Raw genomic sequence first — 16,023 nt, 5'->3', positions numbered from 1 at the left:
TCATGCGTCTAGGTCAAGTGACTAACTAAAGTAGAAGCCCGTGCTCGTTGGCGTCAAGGCCCGTCACCGGCAATCCGCCGCAGGTGACGTACGACGTCGTCGATTGCTGCATCTGCTTTGGTGAAGACGGCGACCTCGGTGAAGAAGCCGTGGAACACGCCGGAATGTCGGATCGAGGTGACCGGCACGCCGTCACCTCGCAGTCGCTCGGCGTAGGCTTCCGCGTCGTCACGAAGGGGGTCGACCTCGGCGGTCAGTACCAACGCCGGCGGCAAGCCACGCCACGATGCCGCCTTCATCGGGGCCGCGTACTGGTCGACAACGGTGTGGCCGACGTACTGCTCCCAGCACCACCGTGCGTCGGCGGCACTCAGCAACGGTGCGTCGGCAAACTCCCGCCAGGACTCCGTGGCGAACGCATCGTCGACCGCGGGGTAGACGAGGACCTGCGCCACGGGCGGCGGAAGTCCGAGATCGCGGAATCGCAGGCATAGCGCGGCTGCGAGGTTGCCGCCTGCGGAGTCGCCGGCGACGGCGAGCAGGTCGCGGTCGATGCCGAGGTCGGGAGCCGACCGACGGAGCCAGGTCAGCGTGTCGAGCGCGTCATTGAGGGCCGCCGGGTAAGGGTGCTCGGGGGCGAGTCGGTACTCCAGCGAGAGCACGGCCCACCCGGATCGTGCCGCGAGGGCGCGGCAGGCCTCGTCCGCTCCCTCGAGCGTGCCGAGGACGAAGCCGCCGCCGTGGAGGTACATCAGTGCGGGTCGCTGGCGGTTGTCGCACGGGTCGGGCGGGTAGTAGAGCCGCGCGCGAAGGTGTCCTGACCGCGTGGGCACCCGTAGCTCGTCGATGCGCTCGAGAGGGGTGAGCGGCCGGTCGGGCTGCGTGCTCGCCAGGAGCTTGCGCGCCGTCTCGGCTCCGAGTTCGCGAACAGGTGTCGTCAGCGCGTTCGCGACGGCCTGTGCCGCGATCCGGGCGTCGGGGTCGAGGCGTTCCCAATGCGGGGGGAGCGGGACGTTCATACCGCGGCCTTTCCGGGTGAGTTCGGGCGGGTGTTGACACGGTGTGGCTCGTGTCGCATCATCCTAGTCAATTGATCGGGTCATTTGACCAACTAATTCCACGAATTCTTCTCGAAGCGTTGAACGTCGCGTCGTGCAGGGATCTCGTGAAATCGAAAGGACCGAGGATGACCGCAACGGCAACGGCGCCCCTTGCGGGAGTCGCAGAGGTCGACATCCGGATCGAGGACGATGCGAGCCCCATCGTCCGATTGATCGGCCGCACCCTGCGCGACTCCGCCCGAATCGGACATACACCGGAGACCCTGCAGCGATCGGCCGGTACCGTCGCGATTCGCTCCCACGACACCCCACAGGCCGCGACGATCGCCTTCGGCCCCAACGGCGTCGACGTGTCCGGCGGCGTTGTGCCCGAGCCGGACACGACCGTCACCGTCGACCTGAACGCGCGGTTCACGCCGGCCGCGGATCCCACCGGTGACCCCGACCTGGCCCGTGATGTCCTGCAGGCACTGACGCCGCCGTTGCCGAACTGGCGCGAGGCTGCCCAGCGCTTCTGGGACACCGCGCGTTCCCTGCCGGGGATGCCCGACGTTCTGATCGCCGTCACCGAAGGGCCGGATGGCCTTGAGCAAGCCGTGATCGGAGCGGGCAGCACGCAGTACCTGATCGCCGGGGATCGCGACACGCTCGCCGGTGTGTTCTCCGGCGCCGACGACCTGCTCGCGGTCTTGTTCTCCGGCGTGCTCGGGATCCAGGGCACCCTCTCCCAACTGTCCGTCATGACCGGCGCTTCCTGGAAGGTTCGTTACGATGTATGAGCCGACGCGGCCTGCCACCGAGGCCGATCGCCCGGAATCGGCAACACGAGCCGTCCGGCTCGAAGCCACAAACCACGAAGGCTGCTATCTCGGCAAGACCGTGGCGCCGAAGAAGTTCGCTGCGGGCAAGGACACCGGTTTCGCTTTCGCCGACCTGTTGTTCGGCCTCGACCTCGGCAACCTTCCCGTCTTCGGTGCCGTGTTCCCGGACTGGCGCGGGCACCTCGACGACGTGTACTTCCGGCCGGACATGTCGACACTGGTCGAGTGGCAGCCGGGCGTCGAGTCCGTCATCGGTGACTACTGGCTGAAGGACGGCACTCCGGTGCCGATCTGCCCGCGGAACCTCGTGCGTCGGATGGTCGATCGGCTGGCGTCACACGGCTTCACCGCGACGGTCGCGGTCGAGATCGAGGCGACGGTTTTCGAGGAGTCGATTCACGAGGCACGTTCTCGTGGCTACCGGGACCTGACGCCCCTGGGTGGGAGCGCGGGAACGGCATACCACCTCGCGAAGTCGCGGGACTGGGTCGACTACATGAACGCGGTGGCCGACCGCCTCGACGAGGTCGGCATTGCGTGGGAGGCCTGGAGCGACGAGGACGCCGCGGGTCAGGTCGAGCTGAACCTGGCACCCGGCGATCCGGTCACCGTCGGCGATGCGTGGGCCCGGGCCCGGCAGATCATGCGCGAGGTCGCGTTCGAACGCGGCCACACCGTGACATTCATGGCCAAGCCGACCGCAGGCTACGGCCAGGCGTCGCACATCAATCTGTCTCTGCAGCGTGACAGCGTGAACGCCTTCCATGCCGAGGACGGACCGTCGGAGACGATGTTGCACGCCATCGGCGGTCTGCTCGCGACGATCGACGGCAACACCTCGCTCGTGCTGCCGCAGATCACGTCCTACCGGCGGCTGGTCGATCTCACAGGACCGCCCGTGACGCGTACGTGGGGCATCAGCAACAAGACCACAGCCGTGCGGGCGGTGTGCGGGAATCCGACGCTGTCGCGCATCGAGTATCGGCTCCCGGGCGCCGACGCGAACCTCTACCTGGCGCTGGCCGGCGTGCTGGCCGGCATCATCGGCGGCATCGAGCAGAAGATCGACCCACCGGAGCAGATCGCCGACATGGCGTGGTGCCTGCCGCCCGGCCTGGGCGTCGAGCGACTCCCGGACACCATCACGAAGGCGGCCGCGGCGCTGGACGCCGATCCCGTCCTTCGTGAGCTGCTCGGCGACGAATTCGTCGACTTCTGGATCGCCTCGCGCAAATGGGAGTGGATGCAGTTCCACACCGCGGGCGGCGACCCCTCCGCCGAGCTCTCGGAATGGGAGTCCGCCCGTTACTTCGAACTGCCATGAGCGCGGCACGGCCACTCATCGGCATCACCGGCCGGCGCTATCGGCTGAACCTGATCACCGGCGCAGACAGCCGATACGGCGATCGGTGTACCGACAGCTACATGTCCGACTTCGCGACCCTCATCGATCAGGCGGGCGGCGTGCCGGTGCACCTGTCCTATGACACCGACGCGGAAGCGGTCTGTCACTGGCTGGCCGGCGTGGTCATCACCGGTGGACAGGACGTGCACCCGGCCCGCTGGGGCGGGGACACGTCCGTGGTCCGCGGGTCCGACCCCCGGTCGGACCCGATGGTCCATGACATCGAGCGTGACGAGTACGAGACAGCACTCGTCAACGCGGCCCTGCAGCAGCGAATCCCTGTGCTCGGTGTGTGCCGGGGCATGCAGGTCATCAACGTTGCGTTCGGCGGCACGCTCATCGCCGACCTGCCGCCCGGTGCGGTGCGGCACCTGTCGCCGGAGTCCGCACCGGCCGACGGAACCGAGGACCACGTGGTGACCTTCGAGCCGGACTCGATCGCGGCGGGCCTGTTCGGCGAACGAGCAGTGACCAACTCGTGGCACCACCAGGCCGTCGATCGATGTGGCACCGGACTCGCCGTGACGGGCCGCGCGAGCGACGGCGTGATCGAGGCCGTCGAGCGTCCCGAGGATGCCGTGCTGGGGGTGCAGTGGCACCCGGAATGGATGGCGACGGCCGATCCGACCCTGACGTGGATCGTCGAGGAGTCCGCGAAACGGCTCCAGAACCCAACGAACACCCGAGAGGCACAGCAATGGCCGTGACGCGAATGGGCGATGATCCGTCGACTCCGACGTTGACCGAACTACTCTCCGATCGCGCCACCAGGACACCCGAGCGGGAGTTCCTCCGCTTCGGCGACGAGTCGTGGACCTTCGGCGAGATCGACGCGTGGACCTCGAAACTCGCGCACCGCCTGATCGAAGTCGACGGTATCGGGGAGGGCGACCGCGTCGCGATCATGCTCCCGAACGTCGTGCAGTGGCCGGTCGTGTGGCTGTCCGTGCTCAAGGCGGGCGCGGTCGTAGTGCCGATCAACTCCTCGTACCAGCAGGCCGATCTCACGTTCGTCCTGAAGGATTCGGGTGTCCGTGTCGTCTTCGCGGACAGGGAGCGAGGTCGGCTCCTCAACGACGCTGTGGCGGCGCAAAGCGATCTGGCCGAGGTTCGCATCGTCGACGTAGCTGACGACGGCACGGCGCGGTTCCCGGCGACCGCGCCGACGAGGACCATCGATGCCGAGACGCTGGCCAACCTCCAGTACACCTCGGGCACGACCGGGTTCCCCAAGGCGTGCATGCTGACGCACGACTACTGGGTGCGCATCGGATGGGTGGCGTCGGCAGCGGCCGGTCTCGGTCCCGACGACGTGCTGCTCACCGCCCAGCCGTTCTCCTACATGGATCCACAGTGGAACACGGCGCTCGCACTGACCGTGGGGGCGCCACTCGTCGTGTTGCCGCGGTTCTCCGCGTCGGGCTTCTTCGCCGACGTCCGCCGGCATCGCGCCACGTTCTTCTACGTGCTCGGTTCCATGCCGACCTTGCTGTTCAAACAGCCGCCGAGCCCTGCCGACCGCGACAACGACGTCCGCGTGGTGTTCTGCTCGGGGATCCCGAAACAGCTGCACCTGCAGCTTGAGGAACGGTGGGGTGCGCCATGGCGGGAGATCTACGGCATGACCGAGTCCGGAGTCGACCTGTTCAGCTCCTTCGACGACGCGGACGCCGTGGGGAGCGGGAGCGTGGGGCTGCCTATTCCGACCAAGCAGGTTCGGGTTGTCGATCCCGACGGTGCGGACCTGCCCGACGGCGAGCCCGGCGAACTGATCGTCACGGGCAAGCCGATGATGAACGGATACTGGAACAGGCCCGAGGACACCGCACGCACCGTGCGGGACGGCTGGCTGCACACCGGCGACGTCGTGATCCGCCGTCCCGACGGCGGTGTCCGGCTGGTCGGGCGGATCAAGGACATGGTCCGGCGCGGTGGCGAGAACATCGCGAGTGCGGAGGTCGAGAGCGTACTGGAGCGAGACGATGCGGTCATCGACGCTGCCGTCGTCGCGGAACCGGACGAGACGTTGGGTGAAGAGGTCAAGGCCTTCGTCCAACTCGCCGACGGGATCGCGGCCGACCGCACGACCGCTGAGCTGATCGTCGAGAGGGCGGGCTCGCAGCTCGCACGGTTCAAGGTGCCCCGGTATGTCACGTTCGTCGACAGCTTCCCGCGCACCCCGTCGGAGCGAATCTCGAAACCTGCGCTCAAAGCTCAAGTGGCGGGCGCGGTCACCCACGACGTCGGGTCGGGACGCAAGAACTCGGCGCCCGCGAAGTCGGGAATGGTCGACGTCGAGGTCGTGCGCGACGTAGCCGTCGTGACACTGCGCCGTCCGGACAAGCTGAACGCGCTCGACGTCGAGGCCCGGGTGAGCCTGGCGAAGGTCATTCGCGAGTACGGCACCGGTGCAGCCGCGCGCGGAATCGTCCTCACCGGCGAAGGGCGGGCCTTCTCGGCAGGGGAAGACCTGACGTCCGCGCCCGACTCGTACGAACAGCTCCGTGCGGCGTTGGATACCTTCCACGACATCACGCGGGCCATCCTGCAGACGCGTGTCCCGGTCGTCGCCGCGGTGAACGGCCTCGCGGTCGGTGGTGCGTCGGAGATCACGCTGTGCTGCGACACGCGCATCGCGACCCCGGAGACGGAGTACTACCAGCCGGAGAACCGTCGCGGGCTCACCATCTCCAACGCGTCGAGCGTGCTGCTCCCGCGGCTGGTCGGGAACCAGGCCATGCACATGGTCCTCGGCTCACCGCGGATCGACGCCGACGGGGCTCGGCGGATCGGGCTGGTGGACGAAATCGTGCCTCCGGAAGAACTTCTCGATCGCGCCATCCACACCGTCCACGCGTGGACGCCGGAAACCGGCACGACGGCACTGCATCTGGAACTCCTGCGACCGCAGCTCGACGAGATCGAACAAGCCTTCGCCCGTGAGGACGTGGCCGGGCGCGAGGCGTGGGACAGCGGGGTCGTCACCGCCGGTATCGGGGGTTTCTGGACAACCAAGGCAAAGGAGAACCCGGCATGATCGAGACCCAGGCAGCCGTCCTGAACGCGGTGAACGAGCCACTCGACCTGGCGACGATCCAGGTGGACGAGCCCGAGCCGCTCGAAGTGCGGGTCGCGGTCAGCCACGTGGGCCTGTGCCACAGCGATCTGCACTACATGACCGGAACCGTGCCCACCGATCTGCCGGTGGTCGTGGGACACGAGGTGGCCGGTGTCGTCGAGGCCGTGGGTCGGTCGGTAACCGGTCTACGGCCGGGAGACCGGGTCGTCGGGGCACTGACGCCGTCCTGCGGGCGGTGCACTAACTGCGAGGCGGGCAGATCGACACAATGTCAGCGCGTCGCCGAGATTCGCCGACGTCCACGACCGGCGTTCCAGCACCCGGACGGCCGGCCGATCGAGCGACTCGGTGATGTCGGCGCGTTCTCGCAGCACACCCTCATGCGCGAGAACGCGCTCGTGAAGCTGCCGGACGACGTGCCGTTGCACGTCGGGTGCCTGCTCTCGTGTTGCATCATCACCGGCGTCGGCGCGGTCTTCCGCGGTGCTCGGGTGCGCCCCGGCAGCACGGTCGCCGTCATCGGCTGCGGCGGGGTCGGCTCGGCCACCATCCAAGGCGCTCGACTCGCGGGCGCATCGGCCATCGTCGCCGTCGACCTCGACGAAGAACGACTCGAGGCGGCTCGTGGGTACGGCGCCACGCACGTCGTGAACGGCTCCGACGACGTCGTCGCCGAGATCCACCGCCAGCTGGGCGAGGGCGTCGACTACGCGTTCGAAGCGGTCGGCTCGGCGCGCACCGCCGCGACGGCGCTGGCCGCCCTCCGCCCGTCCGGCACCGCATGTCTGGTCGGTATCGCGCCGGGCGGTACCGAGTTGAGTCTGCCTGCCTCGGATTTCTTCTTCGAGGAGAAGCGGCTCATCGGGTCGTACCTGGGCTCCGGCCAGGCACGCCAGGACGTCGCCCAGCTGGCCCGCCTGTACCAGCAGGGACGGCTGCTGCTCGACGAAATGGTCACGAAGGTCATCGGATTCGGCGAGATCAACGAGGGCTTCGAGGCGATGAGGTCCGGCGACGTGACGCGCATAGTCCTCGACCTCCGGTCCTGACCTTCCAGCCAACGCAGAGGTGTTTTCTCATGACGAGCAACGCGATTCCCCGGCCGGTGAACTACATCGCCGACGACTGGAGAGAATGCGAGACCGTCCCCGACGCATGGAACGTCGACCCCAACACGCGCGAACCCGTGCATCGCAGTGTCACGACCCCTCCCGCCGAGCTGGAGCGCGCGTTGCAGCACGCGGAGCGGGTGTACGACGTCGGGCGCTGGGACGACGACGCACGACGTCAGCGCGCGGACGTCCTCGAGCGGGCTGCCGCGATCATGGAGACCCGTGCCGAGGAGATCGCCCGCACGGACTCGTTGACCAGTGGGACGCCCATCAGCGTCACGAGGAAGGTCGCGGCGTTCCTGCCCGCCAGGATTCGATCCACGGCGGCCGACCTGGTGCGGATACCGCGAGTGCAGGCGTTGGCCGCGGACGGCCGGGACGTTCGGCTGTACCGGGTTCCGTGGGGACCGGCCGCGATCCTCACTCCGTGGAACGGCCCCAGCTTCATCCCGGCTGCCAAGGTCGTGAGCGCGATGGCGGCAGGCTGCCCCGTCGTGCTCAAGCCGTCCGAGCACGCGCCGAGCAGTGCACAGATCATCGTCGAGTGCTTCGTCCAAGCGGGCCTGCCCAGCGGTTCCCTCCAGTTGGTCCACGGGACCGGTGACGTCGGCGCCACGCTCACTGCCGACCCGCGGATCAAGATCGTCTCGTTCACCGGAGGGCCCGGTGCAGGGCGCGCCATCGCCCGAGCCGGCGCCGAGGACCTCAAGGTTCTGCAGCTGGAGCTCGGCGGCAACAACCCCGCGTTGGTGCTGGACGACGCCGACATCGAGGTGGCCGCGGACGGCCTCGTCGACGGCATGACCAAACTGAACGGCCAGTGGTGCGAAGGGCCCGGCAAAGTGCTTGCCCACCGCGATCTGGTCGATCCACTGTTCGAGGCATTGACGGAGCGCGTCGCCAAGCTCGTGGTCGGACACTCGCTCGACGCGGACGTCGACGTCGGCCCCGTCTCCAATGCGCCACACTTTCAGACTCTGCAGCGCAGGATCGACGGGCTGCGTGACCTCGGCGCGGCCATCCACCGACCCGCTCGGCTGCCTGACCTCGACGGGTTCTTCCTGTCGCCCACGGTCGCCGCGGGCGCCGATCCCGCGCAGGCCACCGCCGAACTGTTCGGGCCGGTCGTGTCGCTCCATCCGGTCGACTCCGACGAGGAGGCGTTGCGCATCGCCAACGCGAACCCGTCGGGACTCGACGCCTACGTGTTCGGCGCCGACACCGACCGGGCGATCGACGTCGGCTCGCGCATTCTGGCCGGCGAGGTGCGCGTCAACGGGGCCAAACTCGCCGACCTCGGTGACGATTCGGCGCAGAGCTTCTGGGGCCCGGCGGGCATCGGCGGCCACGGGCCGGCGGAGTCGGTGCGGGTCTTCTGCGGCGACCGGGTCGTCGGCGTCGACTCACCGGATCTGCCGTTGTGAGACCGCCGGTTACGGTGCAACCGGCACGGCTTCGAGCCGAGTCGCGAGCCAGCTGTCGAGAACCGAGGTCGAGATCTGCATCTGTTTCTCCGCCGCGGACCGATCGCCATACGTCAGCCAGTTCAGCGCAAAGCCGTCCGCCAGCGTGGCGATGACGTACACGATCTCATCGACCGTCTCCGGTTCGAGCGGGTGCTCGGCGCTCGCGCTCCGAAGCGCAGTGCGTACGGCGTCCAGCGCCGTGTCGTACACCAGGATGACGCCACCTTCTTTGTGCTGGCGCCGTGCCCAACTCGTGAGCTCGAGCGACGTCGCAGCGAAGTTGACTGACTCGAGGTAACACTCCATAACGCCGCGGAGGATCTGGTGTGCTGTGGTTTCGAGCTCGGCATGGGGATCATTGCTCGTGATGACGCCGCGAAACTTGTCGGCGACGAACTGGTAGACGTCGGCGAACAAGTCCTCCTTGGAGTTGTAGCAGTAGTGCAGTGTCGCCAGCGGCGCGTTGGCCTGCTCGGCGATACGCCGTGTCGTCGCGCCGTCGATGCCGTGGGTCGCAATGACCTCCACTGCCGCCTTGACGAAGTCAGCGCGCCGCTCTTCGGCGGAGATCCGTGGCACGAAGCCTCCCGTTGCCATGGGCGTCCGCCCCTGACTTGGACGCCCGACTGAGTCACCACCACTTTACCAGCGGATCGACGACGGCTTCATGCACAGAGAAGAAACTTGGTCAATCATCTGGATCAAATGACCAAGTTACTGTTAGTCTATGGCCCCGGTCACAAGTTCGAGTCCTCCGGCGACGCCAGATCCCGGCTCGCGTCCTACCGAAACGCAAAGGAACTGATCGACATGAAGGACATTCTCTTCATGCTGGCGGATCTCTGGATGATCTTCGCCGGCTTCTACTTCGGCTGGAAGTTCATTCGGCGCTACAACAACTATCTGCTGGGTCTGGAGTGGATGGTCGTCGCCACGTCGGGATCGAACTTCTTGTTGTGGGCACTCCTCGGCGGAGCGGAGGACAGCTTCCTGTACAGCATTGCGGCATTCTTCGACGCGTTCTCGCGATCGATCGGCATCACGCTCATCCTTGTCCTCGGTCTGATGCGCGTGACCCATCGGTACAAGCCGAGCGTGGCTGTCGATATCGGCCTGTTCGCGTTGGCCGGAGTCGCCGGCTTGTATCTGCAGCAATTCAGCCCGCACGAGCTGCACGTCGGTCCGGCAACGTTCTACGTCGTGGTCAACGTGCTCACGACGATGTTCCTGGTCTACTTCTCGTGGCGGCTCTGGAAGATCGGAGCCAAGAAGCACGCCATCGGCGCGGGCCTCGCCACCACCGCGGCGTGCATCATCGCGGTCACGTACGACTTCTTCCCGATTCCCGGGGACGACGAACATCGGACGATCTTCTACATCGCCGCGCTGGCCACCTGGGGATTCCAGATGTGCGTGTACTACTTCGCCTACCGTCCTCTGCACGAGCACAACGTGGCGACCGGCGTCGAACCGGCGACCGGCGAGCAGAGCGCTGCCCGTGCCTGAGCGTCGCATCGAGGAGTCGTGACATGAATACCGACCACGTGGACTACGAAGAATTCAGCGGTTGGGTCGATCCGCCCGCCGACCTGGCTCCTGCGCTGACCAAGGACCTCAGCTGTGACGTCGCGGTCATCGGTGGAGGACTGAACGGCATGTCGACGGCCCTGCGGCTCGCCGAGCGCGGCCGCGACGTCGTGCTTCTGGACGCCGAGTTTTGCGGCCATGGAGCCAGCTCCCGCAACGCCGGGCAGGTGGCGGGTGCGCTCGGCGGCGACATCCAGTTGCTGAACATGCTCTACCGCAAGAAGATGCCCGCGCTGTCACGTTTCACCGAGCGCGCGGCGCACAACGTGGAGAACCTGATCGAGAAGTTCGACGTCGACTGCGACTACGAGCCGACGGGCAACGTCTTCGCTGCCGTATCGCGCGGACAGCTGGGCCGAGTACGCCGTGTGGCCAAGATTCTGCAGCGCGGGGGTACCCACGTCGAGTTGGGATCGAGCGAGGAACTCGGGATCCCACGGGGGTTTCTCGGCGGGATGCGTGAGCTGGACGGCGGAATCATGAACCCCGGCCGGTTCACGTTGGGCCTACGGCGAGCACTGCTGTCGTCGGATGCTCGCGTGTTCGAGCGGACGAAGGTCGTCGACGTCACGCGTCGAGGCGGTCAGGTCGTCATTTCGACCCCTCGTGGCGAGGTCCGCGCGAACAAGGCGGTGCTCGCGACCAACGCCTTCGCCGGCGAGTGGGACATCACGCCGCCTCGACTGTCGGTGCCGATCTGGGTGATCGAGGTCGAGACCGAGCCGATCGATCCCGAACGTCTCGCAGCACTCGGATGGACCAGCCGGTCAGGGCTGGTGACTCAGCACAACATCATGGAGAACTACCGCCTGACCTCGCGCAACACCATCGTGTTCGGTGTGCGCCGGCTCGAGCGGGGCACGCGCTATCCGTTGCCTCCGAAGAAGGCGGATCCGGCTCTTGTCGAGGAACTCGGCCAGGCCTTCGCGATGCGCTTCCCCGCTCTTTCCGACGTGGCCGTCGACCGTGCGTGGGGAGGTTGGATAGCCATCACGTCGTCCTGGCTTCCGCTCGCAGGCCAGCTCGGCGAGGACATCTTCTACTCGATCGCGTGCAACGGTCACGGTTTGGCCCAGGCGCCCTACGTCGGATCGCTCATGGCCGATCTCATCGTCGACGGTAGGCGGCACGAAGACCTCGAAGTGCTGTGGCGGAAGAAGCCCAGGTTTCCTCGTCCGATGATGATGGGTCCGCTGGGACTGCGCACCATCTGGGCCGTCGACCGGTTCAACGACTTGGTGAACGGGAGCCGGCGCAACGCTCGAAAGGGGTCGATGCACCGCGACGGCGTCGCAGAAGGCGGCTGATTCCCACCTCTCGAGGGGTGGTCGGTCGACTCCTCGTCCACCTCGTCGTTGGTCACGAACGCGCTGGCATGGCCATCGACGGTCTCCGCGTCCGGGACGACTTCGAGGTGCGTTAGTGGATAGATACGCACCATGCGCCTTCAACGTCGGCCACAGCTTCTCGCGGCCACGCTCGGTTTGGCAGCTCTACGAACGCGCGGCAGACTAACCTTCGCGGTGCGCCATGAGCAATCGGCCGGTCCGTGTGTTCGCCATGGCGTCCGGCTGCAGGCCGGAGAACGAGGCGTTGCGGCGGATGGCGGCGTATCTGAAACAGCCGCCGTCTGCCGGGAAGACGTTTCCATTCGCTGTTGAGGGAGTTGCCATCGAGGGGCGGATGGTGCCGGCGGCACGCGGCTTGTCCATGGTCCTGTCCATGAACTGGCGCTGCCCGATGCCTCGGTTGCGGCGATGCGGCCGACCGTTCGCCGCCCCACCTCCGGTTTCTACTCGTGACGGGTGATCTTGCGGGCTCATTATCCTTTGGCCGTCGGTTCAAGTCCGACCCGGCCCGCCCTTCTGGCCTGCATGTTCTTGGCCCGTTTCGCGAGGTCGAGAGCACTTGTCCATGGTCGAGTTCTTGTCCCGGCGTCGTCGCCGCAGTACGGGTGCTCGGGTGCCGATCGGTGATCGGCAAGGAGATCTACCTGCCGGAGATTGTCCGGGGTCTGATCTTGCCAAGATCTCGTCATAGGAAACGGCTCCACCTGCAGGTCGATATTCTGCGGCCGAGAGTGTGGGGAATTTCCTCGGTCGAAACATCCTGTGGGCGATATGGCGTGAATTCTGCTCGCTTCGTGTAGATACCCATTCGCGGGAAAATGTGGTGGAAGTGGGAGGTGCTACGTGGTCGTAGCGTTCTCGCTGTTCTCGTGGTCGACTGCCCTGCGGCCCGCTTTGTGCACAGGTTGCCACCGGTAGGGCGAGGGCAGCTTCGGCCGGAGTGGCCGAGCGATCCGGCCCTGCGTCTGGAACGACCACGGACTCGCGTTCCTGGCGGAGCGCTGGCCGGGTCTACCGCGGATGTTGGCGTTCCCCGTGAGTGCGATCGGTTGACCGTCCCAGGTCGTGTGGTGGTGTGTCACCGCCGTTGTCCGGGTTTGGCACCCGGGGTGTTGAGGTGCTGGGTGAGGGTGTGGGCTTCGTGGAGGAGTAGTGCGCCGAGTTCGGGTTGTCGGGTGGGTGTGAAGCGGGTTTCGATTCCGGTGAGTGTGAGGGCCCAGGCGGGGTGTCCGGTGTGGTCGAAGACGGCGGCGGCCATGCCCCAGCTGCCTTCGACGACGAGGCCTGGGTTGACGGCGTATCCGTCGCGGCGGGTGCGGTCGATGCGGGCACGGATGTCGTCGGGGGAGTGGGCCTGGCCCCATCGGTGGGTGAGGTCGGTGCGGTCGAGGTAGGAGTTGATCTCCGTGTCGTCGAGGAAGGCGAGGGTGACGAGCCCTGCTGAGACGACGCCGAGGGGGAATCGGGCGCCTTGGTAGAGCACGAACGAGCGGATGGGGAAGTCGCCGTCCTCGCGGATCAGGCACACGGTCTCGTCGCCGCGTAGCGCGGAGAAGAAGGCGCTCTCGCCGGTTGCTTCGGCCAGCCGGTGCACGCTCGCGCGGGCGTGGTGGGTGACGTCGTAGCGGCTCCCGGCGGTCTGACCCAGCAGGAATAGCTCTGGGCCGAGGAACCAGCGGCCGGTCGACTGGTCCCGGTCGACGAAACCTTCCTCGGTCAACGAGGTGAGCAGGCGGTGCACCGTGGGCCGTGGGAGGTCGGTGTCACGAGCCAGGTCGGCGGTGAGGGCGCCGCTGTCGTTTCGCGCGGACAGTGCCCGCAGCACGCCGCCGACTCTGCCGATCAGGTGCGCGTTCGATGCCTCGCTCATGGCCCGATCCTAGGTGTTCACTGAGTGAACGCATAGGTGAAGGTGCGGTCGGTGTGCGACCACCTTGCTGCAGTTGTTCGGGGAAATATTGCCAAGCGATGTGCGAACGGGTTGTACTGCTGGCCGTCCGCTGTTCGGACACAAGGAGGTGGTGAGGTGTCGAAGTTGCGTGCCGATGCGCAGGAGGCGTTGGCCGATGTGCTCGTGGACGGGATGACGTTGGCTGTCGGCGGGTTCGGCCTGTGCGGGATCCCGAACGACCTGATCGAGGTGGTGCGGGACAGCGGCGTGACCGGGTTGACGGTGGTGTCGAACAACATGGGCGTCGATGGCAAGGGCCTGGGGCTGCTGCTGGAGAACAAGCAGGTGGCCAAGGTGATCGCGTCGTATGTGGGGGAGAACAAGCTGTTCGCCCAGCAGTTCCTCGACGAGACCCTGGTCGTGGAGTTCGCGCCGCAGGGCACCCTGTCCGAGCGGCTGCGTGCCGGCGGTGCGGGTATCGCGGCGTTCTACACCCGTGCCGGGGTGGGAACGCCGGTGGCCGAGGGCAAGCCGCTGGCCGAGTTCGACGGGCACCTGCACGTGCAGGAACGGGGGATCGTCGCCGACGTGGCGCTCGTGCACGCGCACACCGCCGACCCGGCCGGCAACCTCGTCTATCGGGCCAGCGCGCGCAACTTCAACCCGGTCGTGGCGACCTGCGGCCGGGTGACGGTGGTGGAAGCCGAACACCTCACCGGCGAGTTCGTCGACCCGGAACGGGTCGTGACCCCGGGCATCTACGTGGACCGCCTGGTTCGAGCGGCGCCGCGGGTCAAGGACATCGAGAAGCGTACGGTGCGCCCTCGCGCCGACGTGTCGACCGACTAGGAGCTGCTGATGGCCTGGACACGTGACGACATGGCGGCACTGGCCGCCGCCGAGTTGCGCGACGGTGATTACGTCAACCTCGGAATCGGCATCCCGACGCTGGTCGCCAACCATGTGCCGGACGGGGTGGAGGTGACGCTGCAGAGCGAGAACGGCCTTCTCGGCGTCGGGCCGTTCCCGATCGAGGGGGAGGAGGACGCCGACCTGATCAACGCCGGGAAACAGACCGTCACGGTCACTCCCGGCGCCAGCTTCTTCGACTCGGCCGCATCGTTCGGCATGATGCGCGGTGGGCACATCGACATCGCCGTCCTGGGCGCATTGCAGGTCAGCAAAGCCGGCGATCTCGCCAACTGGACGATCCCGGGGGCACTCGTCAAAGGTATGGGCGGTGCGATGGATTTGGTCGTCGGAGCACGCCGCGTCGTCGTGCTCACTGACCACGTGGCCAAGGACGGCACCCCGAAGATCGTCGAGGAATGCACCCTGCCCCTGACCGGCTCGGGCGTCGTCGACCGGATCATCACCGACCTCGCGGTACTCGACGTGACCGACACCGGCCTCCGACTGATCATGCTCGCCCCCGGGGTCACCGAAGACGAGGTCCGGAACCGCACCGACGCGCCGATCACGGAGACGGCCGAGGCCGGTCACCGATAACCACCGAACGCGGCGATGCCACGGCCAGTCGGTCCAGCCCCCACCAGCAGCCGGCTCGGCGACGTGTGCCGGTGTGGTCAGGGTGTGCCGTGGAGTCCGTGTTCGAGCAGGTCGAACACGGTGTGGAGGGCGGCGCGGGGGTCGGGTTCGTCGCTGAGGAATTGCGGGATCTCGAGGATGTAGCGGGCGAGGGCGCGGGCGGTGAGGTCGTGGGGGTCGCGGCCGAGTTCGGTGGCGATGGCCTCGGCCAGGGGTTGCTCACAGCGAATCCACAGTTTGCGTGAGTAGTCGCGCAGGGCGGGCGTGTTGACGATCAGTTCGGTGAGCTTGCGGACCTCCGGGGTCGGGTCGGCGACGAACGGTCCGCGCCCGGCCATGAACTCCCGCAGTGCCGCCATCACCGACATTCCGGCGGGGCGCTCATACACCGCGGACAGCAGGCTTTCCCGGCGTTCGGCGCCGTCGTCGAACATCAGCGCCTCTTTGCCGTCGGGGACGTGTTTGAACACCGTCGGGCTCGAGATGTCCACCGCGTCGGCGATCTGTTTGACGCTGACCTGGTCGTAGCCCTTCTCCAGGAACAGTCGCTGCGCGGCCTCGGCCAGCGCCCGGCGTGTCTGGGCGTTCTTGCGTTCCCGCCGTCCGAGCGGCTCAACAGGCATGCCGCCACCCTAGCACAGTGCTTAACTCGATAAATCTCTTAACTTAGTTGTATTTTTAACCAAGTTGTGTTTTTCTGGGTG

At 66.9% G+C, this 16,023-nt stretch carries 14 protein-coding genes; 10 read left to right on the top strand and 4 right to left on the bottom strand.

The annotated features are described in order from the left end of the window. Positions 1-53 precede the first annotated feature (53 nt). The gene (locus tag LY12_RS21710; RefSeq protein WP_253859252.1) at positions 54-1,019 is read right to left on the bottom strand and encodes an alpha/beta hydrolase; all 966 of its coding nucleotides are present in this window, start codon (positions 1,017-1,019) and stop codon (positions 54-56) included. 50 nt (positions 1,020-1,069) lie between these two features. Here LY12_RS21710 and LY12_RS21705 point away from each other — a divergent pair, with 50 nt between their 5' ends. Genes LY12_RS21705 through LY12_RS21680 form a run of 6 tightly spaced genes read left to right on the top strand, consistent with a single transcriptional unit; the run spans position 1,070 to position 8,902 of the window. Further along, a complete protein-coding gene (locus LY12_RS21705; protein ID WP_253859251.1) occupies positions 1,070-1,840 on the top strand; it encodes a hypothetical protein in 771 nt (256 codons plus the stop codon). Continuing rightward, a complete protein-coding gene (locus tag LY12_RS21700) occupies positions 1,833-3,206 on the top strand; it encodes a glutamine synthetase family protein (RefSeq protein WP_253859250.1) in 1,374 nt (457 codons plus the stop codon). Before LY12_RS21705 ends, LY12_RS21700 begins: the two co-directional genes overlap by 8 nt. Next, positions 3,203-3,994, top strand: a complete 792-nt coding sequence (locus LY12_RS21695) for a gamma-glutamyl-gamma-aminobutyrate hydrolase family protein (RefSeq protein ID WP_253859249.1) — start codon at positions 3,203-3,205, stop codon at positions 3,992-3,994. Before LY12_RS21700 ends, LY12_RS21695 begins: the two co-directional genes overlap by 4 nt. After that, the gene (locus LY12_RS21690) at positions 3,985-6,324 is read left to right on the top strand and encodes an AMP-binding protein (protein WP_253859248.1); all 2,340 of its coding nucleotides are present in this window, start codon (positions 3,985-3,987) and stop codon (positions 6,322-6,324) included. Before LY12_RS21695 ends, LY12_RS21690 begins: the two co-directional genes overlap by 10 nt. Then, on the top strand, positions 6,321-7,415 hold the full coding sequence (locus tag LY12_RS21685; protein WP_253859247.1) for a Zn-dependent alcohol dehydrogenase: 1,095 nt from the start codon (positions 6,321-6,323) through the stop codon (positions 7,413-7,415). Before LY12_RS21690 ends, LY12_RS21685 begins: the two co-directional genes overlap by 4 nt. A gap of 29 nt (positions 7,416-7,444) precedes the next feature. After that, positions 7,445-8,902: an aldehyde dehydrogenase family protein gene (locus LY12_RS21680; RefSeq protein ID WP_253859246.1), complete on the top strand. Its 1,458-nt coding sequence runs from the start codon at positions 7,445-7,447 to the stop codon at positions 8,900-8,902. A gap of 9 nt (positions 8,903-8,911) precedes the next feature. Here the strand turns inward: LY12_RS21680 and LY12_RS21675 are convergent, their stop codons facing one another. Further along, complete coding sequence (locus LY12_RS21675; protein ID WP_253859245.1) at positions 8,912-9,523, bottom strand: TetR/AcrR family transcriptional regulator; 612 nt, start codon at positions 9,521-9,523, stop codon at positions 8,912-8,914. Positions 9,524-9,754: 231 nt separating this feature from the next. On the opposite strand from LY12_RS21675, the gene LY12_RS21670 reads away from it, so the two are divergent. Both LY12_RS21670 and LY12_RS21665 read left to right on the top strand, forming a co-directional pair. Then, positions 9,755-10,450, top strand: a complete 696-nt coding sequence (locus tag LY12_RS21670; protein ID WP_253859244.1) for a transporter — start codon at positions 9,755-9,757, stop codon at positions 10,448-10,450. Between the two features lie 23 nt (positions 10,451-10,473). Further along, entirely contained in the window at positions 10,474-11,838 is a 1,365-nt protein-coding gene (locus tag LY12_RS21665; protein ID WP_253859243.1) for an NAD(P)/FAD-dependent oxidoreductase, read from the top strand. A gap of 1,120 nt (positions 11,839-12,958) precedes the next feature. Here LY12_RS21665 and LY12_RS21660 read toward each other — a convergent pair. Continuing rightward, positions 12,959-13,750, bottom strand: a complete 792-nt coding sequence (locus tag LY12_RS21660; RefSeq protein ID WP_253859242.1) for an IclR family transcriptional regulator — start codon at positions 13,748-13,750, stop codon at positions 12,959-12,961. Between the two features lie 156 nt (positions 13,751-13,906). Between LY12_RS21660 and LY12_RS21655 the strand changes: the two genes are divergently transcribed. Beyond that, a complete protein-coding gene (locus tag LY12_RS21655) occupies positions 13,907-14,620 on the top strand; it encodes a CoA transferase subunit A (protein WP_253859241.1) in 714 nt (237 codons plus the stop codon). Between the two features lie 9 nt (positions 14,621-14,629). Beyond that, positions 14,630-15,280, top strand: a complete 651-nt coding sequence (locus LY12_RS21650; RefSeq protein ID WP_253859240.1) for a CoA transferase subunit B — start codon at positions 14,630-14,632, stop codon at positions 15,278-15,280. A gap of 77 nt (positions 15,281-15,357) precedes the next feature. Here LY12_RS21650 and LY12_RS21645 read toward each other — a convergent pair whose 3' ends face one another. Then, complete coding sequence (locus tag LY12_RS21645) at positions 15,358-15,942, bottom strand: TetR/AcrR family transcriptional regulator (RefSeq protein ID WP_253859239.1); 585 nt, start codon at positions 15,940-15,942, stop codon at positions 15,358-15,360. Between the last annotated feature and the right edge of the window lie 81 nt (positions 15,943-16,023).

It is taken from the genome of Prauserella alba (genome assembly GCF_024171735.1).
In the GTDB taxonomy this organism is placed as follows: domain Bacteria; phylum Actinomycetota; class Actinomycetes; order Mycobacteriales; family Pseudonocardiaceae; genus Prauserella; species Prauserella alba.
Note: the sequence above shows the minus strand (reverse complement) of the source record. Positions and strands in the feature narration are given on the sequence as shown.

Coding starts and splice junctions, on each gene's coding strand:
- LY12_RS21645 (WP_253859239.1), bottom strand. CDS start 15,942: ATGCCTGTTGAGCCGCTCGGACGGCGGGAACGCAAGAACGCCCAGACA.
- LY12_RS21695 (WP_253859249.1), top strand. CDS start 3,203: ATGAGCGCGGCACGGCCACTCATCGGCATCACCGGCCGGCGCTATCGG.
- LY12_RS21690 (WP_253859248.1), top strand. CDS start 3,985: ATGGCCGTGACGCGAATGGGCGATGATCCGTCGACTCCGACGTTGACC.
- LY12_RS21670 (WP_253859244.1), top strand. CDS start 9,755: ATGAAGGACATTCTCTTCATGCTGGCGGATCTCTGGATGATCTTCGCC.
- LY12_RS21650 (WP_253859240.1), top strand. CDS start 14,630: ATGGCCTGGACACGTGACGACATGGCGGCACTGGCCGCCGCCGAGTTG.
- LY12_RS21665 (WP_253859243.1), top strand. CDS start 10,474: ATGAATACCGACCACGTGGACTACGAAGAATTCAGCGGTTGGGTCGAT.
- LY12_RS21660 (WP_253859242.1), bottom strand. CDS start 13,750: ATGAGCGAGGCATCGAACGCGCACCTGATCGGCAGAGTCGGCGGCGTG.
- LY12_RS21685 (WP_253859247.1), top strand. CDS start 6,321: ATGATCGAGACCCAGGCAGCCGTCCTGAACGCGGTGAACGAGCCACTC.
- LY12_RS21680 (WP_253859246.1), top strand. CDS start 7,445: ATGACGAGCAACGCGATTCCCCGGCCGGTGAACTACATCGCCGACGAC.
- LY12_RS21700 (WP_253859250.1), top strand. CDS start 1,833: ATGTATGAGCCGACGCGGCCTGCCACCGAGGCCGATCGCCCGGAATCG.
- LY12_RS21710 (WP_253859252.1), bottom strand. CDS start 1,019: ATGAACGTCCCGCTCCCCCCGCATTGGGAACGCCTCGACCCCGACGCC.